The organism is Sulfitobacter sp. 1A13353, from assembly GCF_043557255.1.
Lineage (GTDB): Bacteria > Pseudomonadota > Alphaproteobacteria > Rhodobacterales > Rhodobacteraceae > Sulfitobacter > Sulfitobacter faviae.
The window spans coordinates 55,905-66,636 of record NZ_JBIFFS010000012.1 but is presented as its reverse complement, the minus strand read 5'-3'; the positions used below and the strand labels follow the sequence as shown (position 1 = coordinate 66,636).

Here is a 10,732-nt window from a genome sequence, read left to right as displayed (position 1 = left end):
CGGTTGTAGCTCAGTTGGTTAGAGTACCGGCCTGTCACGCCGGGGGTCGCGGGTTCGAGCCCCGTCAACCGCGCCACTTTCCCCCTCTATTTCGTAACGTGCAGGCGCTAAGCCCTCGTTCACGCAGGCTTATTCAGCGTTGCCTTTTGAGGCCCTGACAGTGGAATATATGGCGACCGGGCAGGCCCGATCGCCAAGCTGCTTAGGTCAGCGCATCAATGATGCGCGCCCAGGAGCGGATGCCTTTGTGGAAACTTTCCATGTCGTATTTCTCGTTCGGGGAGTGGATTTGATCGTCATCCTTGCCGAAACCGATCAGCATCGGCTCGGTCCCGAGAATCTTTTGAAAATGCCCGGCAATCGGAATCGAGCCACCACAGCCGATATAGGCCGCAGGCACCTGCCATTCGTCGCTGAGCGCTTGGCGGGCGGGTTCGAACATCGCATGGCCAATGTCCACCCCCGAGGCTTGGCTGGCGCCATGGCCTGAGAACTCTACCGTGCAGTCTTCGGGCAGCATCTCAGCCACCATCTTGCGGAAGTTCTCACGGATGGCGAGCGGGTCTTGCGTGCCGACGAGGCGGAAGCTGATCTTGGCATGCGCCTCGGAGGGCAGCACCGTTTTAAAGCCATCCCCAGTATAGCCGCCCCAGATGCCGTTGACCTCGCAAGTCGGGCGCGACCAGATCATCTCAAGCGGGGTGCGGTCCTGCTCACCCGCCGGTTTGCTGAGCCCCACGTCGCCGAGGAAGGCGCTATGGTCAAAGGCAAGGCCCTGCCACTGCGCTTCCAAATCCTCGGGCAGGTCCGGCACGCCGTCATAGAAGCCGGGGATGGTGATGCGGCCTTCGTCGTCATGCAGCGCGGCGATCACCTTGCTCAGCGCGCGGATCGGGTTCATCGAAATACCGCCATACATGCCCGAATGCAGGTCTTTCGACGGGGCGGTGACGGTCAGCTCTTCGCCCAAAAGCCCGCGCAGCATGGTGACGATGGCAGGGGTCTTGCTTTCGAACAACCCGGTGTCGCAGATCATCGCCACATCGGCTTTCAACTCTTCCGCGTTCTCCTCCATAAATGGGACGAGGGAGGGGGAGCCGGATTCCTCTTCGCCTTCGAGGAAGAAGGTGATGCGGCAGGGCCAATCGCCTTTCACCTCTTTCCACGCGCGTAGGGCTTCAATGATGGTCATCAACTGGCCCTTGTCATCGGCGGCTCCGCGGCCCCGGATCACGAGGCCCTTCTCCGTCTCCTCAACCGCCGGATCGAAGGGATCGCGGTCCCAAAGGTTCAGCGGGTCGACCGGCTGCACGTCATAGTGGCCATAGAACAGCAGATGCGGCTTACCTTCGCCCACATGGCCCACGACCATCGGATGCCCCGGCGTGGCGCGTTTTTCGGCTTCCACGCCCATGGATGTAAGATCGGCCACCAGCCAATCGGCGGCGCGGTCGCAATCGGCCTTATAGGCCGGATCGGTCGAGATTGACGGGATGCGCAGCAGGTCCAACAGGCGGTCGGTGGCGGCGTGCAGATCGTTGTCGATCCGGGCGAGAACATCGTCGAGGGACATGGGCATAATTCCTTGCGCTTGTGAATTTGGCGCGAAGGTATCAGGCGGGCAGGGCGTGTCCAGTGGCCGCAGGGCCCGCGTTCAGAAGGTGAGCGAGAGGCGGCTGCCCTCGGAGGTAAGCTGGCTGTCGACCTGCGCATTCAACTGCGACGCCGCCGCCGCCATCAAGGTCTGCCCAATGCTGTCGGCCCGCCCTTTGCCCTCGTTCGCGGCCCCGATGCCATCGTCTTTGCATTCAAGGTGGAAATGCCCGTCCCGCAGGCTGAGGTCGATTTCGATATGGCCGGGCGCGCCATCCGGGAAGGCGTGTTTGATCGAATTGGCGGCAAACTCGCTAATGATCAGCCCCAAGGATGAAGCCGCGCTGGATCGTAGGGTCACAGGGTCCGACCGGTAGCTGATTTTGACATGCCCCGGTGCGGTTTCCTGCAAAAGCTCCAAGACCCTGTCGAGGTATTTGCCCACATCGACCTCATCGCGCCCCTGTCCGGTTTGCAGCTCACCATGTAGCGTTGCCATGGCGTTGACCCGGCGCTGAATGCCGTTCAGCACATTGATCGTGGTCGTGTCATCCAATTGCCGGGTGTGGAGCCGAACCATGGCCGACAGTGTCTGGAGCGAGTTTTTGACACGGTGGTCGGCCTCGCTCATCAGCACGGCTTGGCTGCGCAGGGAAAGGCGCAGGTCGAGTTGCTTCATTACCTGACGCGACAAGACAGAGATCGCCTTGCGTTGCAGCGCGGTCAGCCTGCGGGGTTTGGTGTCGAGGATGCACAGCGTGCCAAGCGGCAGCCCGTTGGACGCAATCAGCAGCGCACCTGCATAAAACCGCAGCCCGTCGCCTGCGGTGCACAGCGGGTTGTCGGCCATGCGCGGGTCTTTCAGCGTGTCGGGAATCTCAACGAAGCGCTCTTCCAGAATCGCGTGAGAGCAGAGCGAGGTTTCGAGCGGCGTCTCGCGCGCACCCAGACCCACTTCGGCCTTGAACCACTGTCTGTCCTTGTCGATCAGGTTGATCACTGAAATCGGCGCGTCACAGATCTCAGCCGCCAGTTCGACGATCTCGTCGAACTCCTCCTCGCGCGGGGTGTCGAGAATCTCGTAATTATAAAGCGTCCGCAGGCGCTGGTCCTGCTGGGGATGTGGAGTGGCGCGCAAAACAAACTGCCCTTTCTGGATTGGTCCTTTGGAAGCATGAAAGCGGCTGGCAATACAAGCGAACAATCTTAAATCGAGCGTAGAACGCGCAGCGCCTGCGACAGTTCGCCCCGCAAAGGGGCCGGGATAAGAGATTGAAGCTTCGGCTTTGGATCTGTAATCATTCTAAAAGCTGAATATGGAGGGGCCTCCTCCTGTTCGCGCCAAAAGATGGAGACGCGCATGGACTATAACGAGAAGCTCGACGCGGCGATTGCGCGCCTGCATGACGAAGGACGCTACCGGACCTTCATCGACATCGAGCGTCGCAATGGTCAGTTCCCCCATGCCGTCTGGACCAAACCCGACGGGTCGCAGCAGGATATCACCGTTTGGTGCGGCAACGACTATTTGGGCATGGGGCAGAACCCCGTGGTGATCGAAGCCATGGAAGAAGCGCTGCGCGCCACCGGCGCAGGCTCTGGCGGGACGCGCAACATCTCGGGCACGACGGTCTATCACAAGCAGCTCGAGGCCGAACTGGCCGATCTGCATGGCAAGGAAGCGGCGCTGCTGTTCACCTCGGCCTATATCGCCAATGACGCCACGCTCTCGACCCTGCCCAAGCTCTTTCCCGGGCTGATCATCTATTCCGACGCGCTGAACCATGCCTCCATGATCGAAGGCGTGCGCCGCAATGGCGGAGCCAAGCGTATCTTCCGCCACAATGATGTCGCCCATCTGCGCGAGTTGATGGAGGCGGATGACCCTGCCGCGCCCAAGCTGATCGCTTTTGAATCGATCTATTCGATGGACGGCGATTTCGGGCCCATCGAAGAAATCTGCGATCTCGCGGATGAATTCGGCGCGCTGACCTATATCGACGAGGTGCACGCGGTTGGCATGTATGGCCCGCGCGGGGCAGGGGTGGCGGAACGCGACCGGCTGATGCACCGGCTCGACATCATCAACGGCACGCTGGCCAAAGCCTACGGCGTGATGGGCGGCTATATCGCCGCCTCTGCCAAGATGTGCGACGCGATCCGTTCCTATGCACCGGGGTTCATCTTTACCACCTCGCTGCCGCCTGCCGTCGCTGCGGGGGCCGCCGCTTCGGTCGCCTATCTCAAACGCGCGCCCGAGCTGCGAGAGAAACACCAGCAGCAGGCCAAGGCGTTGAAATTGCGGCTGAAGGGGCTGGGCTTGCCGATCATCGACCATGGCAGTCACATCGTGCCCGTTATGGTGGGCAACCCGGTGCACACCAAGCTTCTGTCGGACATGCTGCTCGAAGATCACGGGATCTATGTTCAGCCCATCAACTTCCCCACCGTCCCGCGCGGCACGGAGCGGTTGCGCTTCACGCCCTCACCGGTACATGGGCCTAAAGAGATGGATGCACTTGTCCGGGGGATGGACGTGCTCTGGTCGCATTGTGCGCTGAATCGTGCCGAAGCTGCGGGCTAACGCAGCGCTATTCGTGTTTTGCGTTGTCTTGTGGTAGCCTTTTGTCAAGAAAAGGCTACATCCGAATCGTTGGGGCGTGTTTGGATCAAAGCTACAGGCTAACAGGGACAGGGCATATTGATGATCGGGCGATGGGCCTCCAGAACCGCTGAGGACGAAACAGTCGAACCCAAAGGGTTCGATGCATTCGAATTGCGGTTGGGGGATGTCATGCGCGGCGAACGGGCCACGCTTGGTAAATCCCTGCTCGACGTGCAGCGCGAATTGCGCATCAAAGCCTCCTATATCGCCGCAATCGAAAACTGTGATCCCGGCGCATTTGACACGCCCGGCTTCATCGCGGGCTATGTGCGCTCCTACGCGCGCTACCTCAATATGGACCCAGATCAGGCCTTTGCCGCCTTCTGCAAGGAATCCGGTTTCGCCGTGGCCCATGGCATGTCCGCCGAAGCCTCCGTCGTCAAAAAGCCGAGCTTCGAGGAACGCCGCAAGTCCCCGAAAGAAGACGATCTTTTCGCCCGGCCCAACACGCCCTTCGTGCCCACGGGCGACGGGTTGCTCAGCCGGATTGAGCCGGGGGCGGTCGGCTCCTCGCTGGTGCTGATCGCGCTGATTTCGGCCATTGGTTTTGGCGGTTGGACCGTGCTGAAAGAGGTGCAGCGCGTGCAGGTGGCCCCGGTGGATCAGACCCCGATCGTGCTTTCCGATCTCGACCCGCTGGATGGGGCGCTGGCCAGCGCGCCTGACGCGGAAGACGATTCCGCCGCGCCGCAAAGCGTGGAAAGCCCTCGGGCCGAGGCGCTGGACCGGCTTTATCGCCCGCAAGCGCTTGACGTGCCGGTGCTGGTGGCGCGTGACGCGCCGATTGCTTCTATTGATCCGCGCTCTGTCAGCAATTTCCCGACGCCGGACCGCCCCGATACCGCCGCGCAAGGCACCGTGGTGGCCGAGGCAGCGGAGGGTGATGACAGCCTGTCAGATGACAGCATCACCAGCGCCATCGACGAGGCTGTGATGCTCGCCAATGCCGATACCGACCTGCCCAAACCGCAGGTTGTTGAGCCTTTGGGCGAGAAAGTGCGCATGGTCGCCGCTTACCCCTCTTGGGTCCGAGTGCGCGCGGCTGACGGCACGGTGATTTTCGAAGGCGTGATGAACAAGGGCGACACATGGGATGTCCCCGTCACCGAAGAGCCGCCCTCCCTTCGGACGGGCGAATCGGGTGCGCTATATTTCGCCATGGCAGATGGCTGTTTCGGCCCCGTTGGGCCGCGCGGGGCAGTGACCTCAAACGTGCCGCTCCACGCGCAGGCGCTGGCTGAGCTTTATGAGCCGGTCGATCCGACGGCGGAGCAATCGCTCAGCCGAATGTTTGCCGACCTCGAAGGCTCGCTCGACCCCTCCGCTCTGGCGGCGATGCCCTGTCAGGGCAGCTAAACGCGCGGGCTGCCGCTTCCCATTGCACATGATGCTTCGGCTGAATAGGTAGGGGGCCATAGCCCCTGATCCCGCGAAAGGTGTCTTCATGTCGCTTCATTCCATTCGCCCTTGGCGCGATATTCCGCGTCGCAAGTCCCGGCAGATCATGGTGGGCAATGTGCCGGTGGGCGGTGACGCGCCGATCACCGTGCAGACCATGACCAACACGCTGACCACCGATGTCGCTGCTACCATCGCACAGGTCCAAGCCGCCGCTGACGCAGGCGCCGATATCGTGCGCGTCTCGGTCCCGGATGAGGACTCGTCCAAAGCCTTGCGTGAGATCGTTCCCGAAGTGTCGGTGCCCATCGTTGCGGACATCCACTTTCACTACAAACGCGGGATCGAAGCCGCAGAGGCCGGTGCCGCCTGTCTGCGCATCAACCCGGGCAACATCGGCGATGAAAAGCGCGTGCGCGAGGTCATCAAAGCCGCGCGGGACCACAATTGCTCAATCCGCATCGGCGTGAACGCAGGCTCGCTGGAGCGGCATCTGCTGGAGAAATACGGCGAGCCATGCCCCGATGCGATGGCCGAAAGCGGGCTGGATCACATCAAGATCCTGCAAGACAACGATTTCCACGAGTTCAAGATTTCCTGCAAGGCCTCGGACGTCTTCATGGCCGCGGCGGCCTACCAACAGCTTGCCGATGCCACCGACGCGCCCATCCACCTCGGCATCACCGAGGCGGGCGGGCTTATGTCGGGCACGATCAAATCGGCCATTGGTCTGGGCAACCTTTTGTGGAGTGGCATCGGCGATACCATCCGCGTCTCCCTCTCCGCCGATCCGGTGGAAGAGGTGAAGGTTGGCTATGAGATTCTCAAATCCCTCGGGTTGCGGCACCGTGGGGTGAACATCATTTCTTGCCCCTCTTGCGCGCGGCAGGGGTTCGATGTGATCAAAACCGTCGAGACCTTGGAGAAACGTCTGGAGCATATCAAGACGCCGATGAGCCTGTCGATCATCGGCTGCGTGGTGAACGGCCCCGGTGAGGCGCTGATGACCGACGTGGGCTTTACCGGCGGCGGGGCCGGGTCTGGCATGGTCTATCTGGCGGGCAAACAGAGCCATAAGCTCGGCAATGAAGGTATGATTGATCATATCGTCGAGCAGGTCGAGGAACGCGCGGCGCAGATTGAGGCTGAGGCGGTGAAGGCGGCTGAGTAGGTTGGGGGCTGGGCCGCTGGCGCTGTGTTGGTTGAGGGGCTGCGCAGAGGTATTTTTAAAAGGATGAAGATGAGGGGGAGCGCGTGAGCCGGGAGGTTGGCGCGCTTTGTCTGTTGTTGGAATGGGTTATTAATCAGTGGGTTGTGGGGGCGTCTTCACCTTGTTTGGGGTGAGGTGTTTTTCTAGGACGATGGGGGGCATGTGGCCGTTGAGGATCATTTCGGGCAGCACATAGAAGGGGGCGTCGGTGAGCCCTAGGGCGGTAGCCCAGCGGGCGGGCTGGGGGTGGCTGAGATCGTGTTGTATGAAGGTGATGCCGTAACGCTTTGTAATTGCGGTCAATTCGTGGGCGGCGGTGGCGCAGGTCTCGCAGTCTTCTGCGGTGAAAAGCGCGATGGGGTGGCCCGCCAGAAGGTCGGGGGCCAAGCGGTCGAGCAGCAACAGGTCGTTTTGAATATGCCGTTGCATTTGCGTCGGGCCGGCCAGCGCTTTGGCGATGACATCGCCATTGGCAAGGACCGCGGCGCGGAGTTCGGTTTCAAACGCATCTCGCGCGGACGGTTCATCGGCCCCGGCGGGCAGGGCCAGCACGAGCGCGGCCAGAAATGCCGGGGCGCGCATCTTTAGCCGCGTTTTTCTTCTACCAGCGCCATCATTTGATCATAGGGCAGGTAGCCGCGCAGCATTTCGTCTTGCATGACGAAGGTGGGCGTGCCGGTGATCTGCAGCTTTTGGGCCAGCGCGCGGGTTTGGGCGATCTCTTGCGTGACCGCGTCGCTGTCCATCTCGGCTTCGATTGCTGCGACATCCAGATCGAAGCTTTCGCCCAAGCGGCGGAGGGCGGGGAGGGTGACCGCTCCGTTGAAGGCCATAAGCGCATCGTTCAGTTGTTTGTAAGCGTCATCGCCCGCGACCTGTTTGGTCGCCACGGCAAAGCGCGACGCCAGCAGCGATTGCTCTCCAAGGATCGGGAACTCTTTGACGATCAGTTTGATGTTACCGTCGGTTTCCAGAAGTTTGGCCACTTCGCCATGGGCGCGTTTGCAGTAGCCGCAGCGGTAGTCGAGGAATTCAACCAGCGTGATGTCCCCCTCCGGGTTGCCGCCGACCCAAGAGTAGCCATCGTCGAAAATCTCATCGGCATTGGCGGAGACCAGATCGAAATCTGCCTGCATCTGCGCTTGGGCCTGACGGTTTTGCATCTGCTCTACCGCTTGTAGGATCACTTCGGGGTTTTCCATTAGATAGGCGCGGACCTCGGCCCGGAACTGCGCGCGTTCGGCGTCTGTAAGCTCGGTCAGGTCCATGGCCCCGGCGGGGGCGGCAAGGGTGACTGCACCGGCAAGGGCAGGGGCGAGGAGGCGGACGAACATGGGCGGTCCTTTCGGTAAAGCTGCGAAATAGGGGCCAAGGGTTGACGCCCGGCATCAGGCGCGGTGAAAGCACATGCCGACAGTAGGAGCAAGCCCATGCGCAATTCAACCAGGTCCGCCGTTGATCCCTTTATCGTGATGGACGTGATGCAGGCCGCCAGCGCCGCCGAAGAGGCGGGCCGTCACATCATTCATATGGAGGTTGGCCAGCCCGGCACGGGCGCGCCGAAAGGGGCGGCGGCCGCGCTGGCCAAGGCGATGGGTGAGGGGGCCTTGGGCTATACCGTGGCGCTTGGCCTGCCTGCTTTGCGGGCGCGGATCGCGCAGATGTATGGCGAATGGTATAACGTCGATCTCGATCCGGCTCGGGTGGTGATCACCCCCGGGTCCTCGGGCGGGTTTTTGCTGGCCTTTACCGCGCTCTTCGATTCAGGGGATCGGGTGGGCATCGGGGCGCCGGGCTATCCCAGCTACCGTCAGATCCTGCGCGCCTTGGGGATGCAGCCCGTCGATCTGCCCGCCGCGCCGGAGAACAGATATCAGCCGGTCGCGGCGGATTTCGCGGGGGAAGACCTGCGCGGTTTGCTCGTGGCCTCCCCGGCCAATCCTTCGGGCACGATGCTCGACCGACCCGCCTTGACGGCGCTGACGGAGGCCTGTGCGGCCAATGACATGTCCTTCATCTCGGACGAGATTTACCATGGCATCGAATATGACAAGAAGGCCGTGACCGCGCTGGAGGTCACCGATGACTGCTATGTGATCAACTCCTTCTCGAAGTATTTCTCGATGACCGGCTGGCGCGTGGGCTGGATGGTGGTGCCCGAGGATCAGGTGCGCGTGGTCGAGCGGATCGCGCAGAACATGTTTATCTGCGCACCCCATGCTAGCCAGATCGCGGCGCTGGCGGCGATGGATTGCGACGACGAATTGCAGGCCAATTTGGCGGTTTACCGGCGCAACCGCGACCTGATGATCACCGGTTTGCAAGAGGCGGGGTTTACCGACATCGCGCCGCCCGATGGGGCGTTTTACGTCTATGCTGATGTTTCGCGCTTTACCGATGACAGCCGCGCCTTTGCGGCGGAAATTCTGGAGAAGGCTGGCGTCGCCGTGACCCCGGGGCTCGATTTTGACCCGGCGCGGGGGCATAAGACGCTGCGCTTTTCCTATGCGCGCAGCACGGCGGATATGGAGGAGGGCATCGCCCGGCTCAAAGCCTTCATGGCGGCGCGCTGAACGCTGGTTTGGCCGCGCGGCAGGTGATAGAAGGGCGAAAACGGGCAGGGTGATCGATCATGCGGGCAATCTTTAGGGGACTGGCAGTCATGTTGGCCTGCGCGGGGCCGGTCACCGTCGCGGCGCAGGAGTTGACGGCGCTGGCGCGGGTCGATCCGGTTGAGAGCGCGGTGAGTGATCGCTGGTTCGGCAAGACCGATTTGACCGTGGCGCTGAGCCAGGGCGTGCCTTTCCGGGTTTTTCTGCTGGATGATCCCGCCCGACTGATCGTCGATTTCCGCGAGGCGGATTGGTCGAATGTCGCCCGGGGGGATCTGTTGGAGAAGCCGGGCCGTATCTCGGCACTGCGGTTTGGTGCGTTTCAGCCCGGTTGGTCGCGTCTGGTGGCCGATTTGGCCGAGCCGATGGTTCCCGCTGAGATTGGCATGCCGGTGGACACAAGCAGCGGCAAGGCGCGGCTTGAGATTACCTTGGAGAGGGTCGAGGCGGAGGTTTTTGCCGAGGCCGCGGGCGCGCCGGTGGACCCTGATTGGACCACCGCGCTCACCGCGCCGCCGAAACCTGCGGTGGCAGACAAGTACAGTTTCACCGTCGTTCTGGACCCCGGCCACGGCGGCATCGACCCCGGTGCGCAGCGCGAGGGATTGGACGAGAAAGACCTGATGCTCAACTTCGCCCGCGACCTGCGCGATGCGCTGCGGCGCAAGGGGGTGGATGTCTTGCTGACCCGGGATGAGGATATTTTCGTCGCCTTAGAGCACCGGGTCGCCATCGCCCATCAGGCCGAAGCGGACCTTTTCATTTCGCTCCATGCCGACAGCCTGTCGCAGGGCGGGGCGAGCGGGGCGACGGTCTATACCCTTTCCGATGATGCCAGCGATGTGGCGACCGAACATCTCGCGGCGCGACATGACCGGTCGGACATCATCGCGGGGGCGGATTTGACCGGCTCAGATGATCAGGTGGCGGGCATCCTGCTGGATCTTGCCCGGCAAGAGACCGAGCCGCGCTCAGATGCGCTGGCCGAGATTTTGGTCGATGGCATGGGCGCGGCGGGCGGGCCGTTGAACAGCCGACCCCTGCGGCGGGCGGGTTTCTCGGTCTTGAAGTCCGCCGATATTCCTTCGGTTTTGGTCGAAGTGGGGTTCCTGAGTTCCAAGCGCGATCTGACCAATCTGCGCGATCCGGTGTGGCGCGCGTCAATGGTGAGCGCGATGGCGGATGCGATCGTGACGTGGCGTGATCAGGATGCGGCGCTCAAACCATTGATCAGAAAGTAAAATAAAAAGATCT

At 62.0% G+C, this 10,732-nt stretch carries 9 protein-coding genes; 5 read left to right on the top strand and 4 right to left on the bottom strand.

Going from position 1 to position 10,732, the window contains the following annotated elements:
• Positions 1-202: 202 nt before the first annotated feature.
• Together ACGYLO_RS21375 and ACGYLO_RS21370 are read right to left on the bottom strand one after the other, a co-directional pair.
• The gene (locus ACGYLO_RS21375) at positions 203-1,573 is read right to left on the bottom strand and encodes a M20/M25/M40 family metallo-hydrolase (RefSeq protein WP_271687587.1); all 1,371 of its coding nucleotides are present in this window, start codon (positions 1,571-1,573) and stop codon (positions 203-205) included.
• Positions 1,574-1,654: 81 nt separating this feature from the next.
• A complete protein-coding gene (locus ACGYLO_RS21370) occupies positions 1,655-2,731 on the bottom strand; it encodes a sensor histidine kinase (RefSeq protein WP_271687586.1) in 1,077 nt (358 codons plus the stop codon).
• A 222-nt stretch (positions 2,732-2,953) separates the two neighbouring features.
• Between ACGYLO_RS21370 and hemA the strand changes: the two genes are divergently transcribed.
• The 3 genes from hemA (at position 2,954) to ispG (ending at position 6,827) form a co-directional block, all read left to right on the top strand.
• Positions 2,954-4,177 (top strand): 5-aminolevulinate synthase, encoded by a 1,224-nt coding sequence (gene hemA, locus ACGYLO_RS21365; protein WP_067265045.1) that lies wholly within the window; start codon positions 2,954-2,956, stop codon positions 4,175-4,177.
• A gap of 120 nt (positions 4,178-4,297) precedes the next feature.
• A complete protein-coding gene (locus tag ACGYLO_RS21360; RefSeq protein ID WP_271687584.1) occupies positions 4,298-5,614 on the top strand; it encodes a RodZ domain-containing protein in 1,317 nt (438 codons plus the stop codon).
• An 88-nt stretch (positions 5,615-5,702) separates the two neighbouring features.
• Positions 5,703-6,827 (top strand): flavodoxin-dependent (E)-4-hydroxy-3-methylbut-2-enyl-diphosphate synthase, encoded by a 1,125-nt coding sequence (gene ispG, locus ACGYLO_RS21355; protein WP_271687583.1) that lies wholly within the window; start codon positions 5,703-5,705, stop codon positions 6,825-6,827.
• Between the two features lie 129 nt (positions 6,828-6,956).
• Here ispG and ACGYLO_RS21350 read toward each other — a convergent pair whose 3' ends face one another.
• Positions 6,957-7,448: a disulfide bond formation protein DsbA gene (locus ACGYLO_RS21350; protein WP_271687582.1), complete on the bottom strand. Its 492-nt coding sequence runs from the start codon at positions 7,446-7,448 to the stop codon at positions 6,957-6,959.
• Between the two features lie 2 nt (positions 7,449-7,450).
• Positions 7,451-8,200, bottom strand: coding sequence for a DsbA family protein (locus ACGYLO_RS21345; RefSeq protein WP_271687581.1), 750 nt, complete (start codon positions 8,198-8,200; stop codon positions 7,451-7,453).
• A 96-nt stretch (positions 8,201-8,296) separates the two neighbouring features.
• On the opposite strand from ACGYLO_RS21345, the gene ACGYLO_RS21340 reads away from it, so the two are divergent.
• Positions 8,297-9,439: a pyridoxal phosphate-dependent aminotransferase gene (locus ACGYLO_RS21340; RefSeq protein ID WP_271687580.1), complete on the top strand. Its 1,143-nt coding sequence runs from the start codon at positions 8,297-8,299 to the stop codon at positions 9,437-9,439.
• A gap of 59 nt (positions 9,440-9,498) precedes the next feature.
• Positions 9,499-10,719, top strand: a complete 1,221-nt coding sequence (locus ACGYLO_RS21335) for an N-acetylmuramoyl-L-alanine amidase (protein WP_271687578.1) — start codon at positions 9,499-9,501, stop codon at positions 10,717-10,719.
• Positions 10,720-10,732 lie beyond the last annotated feature (13 nt).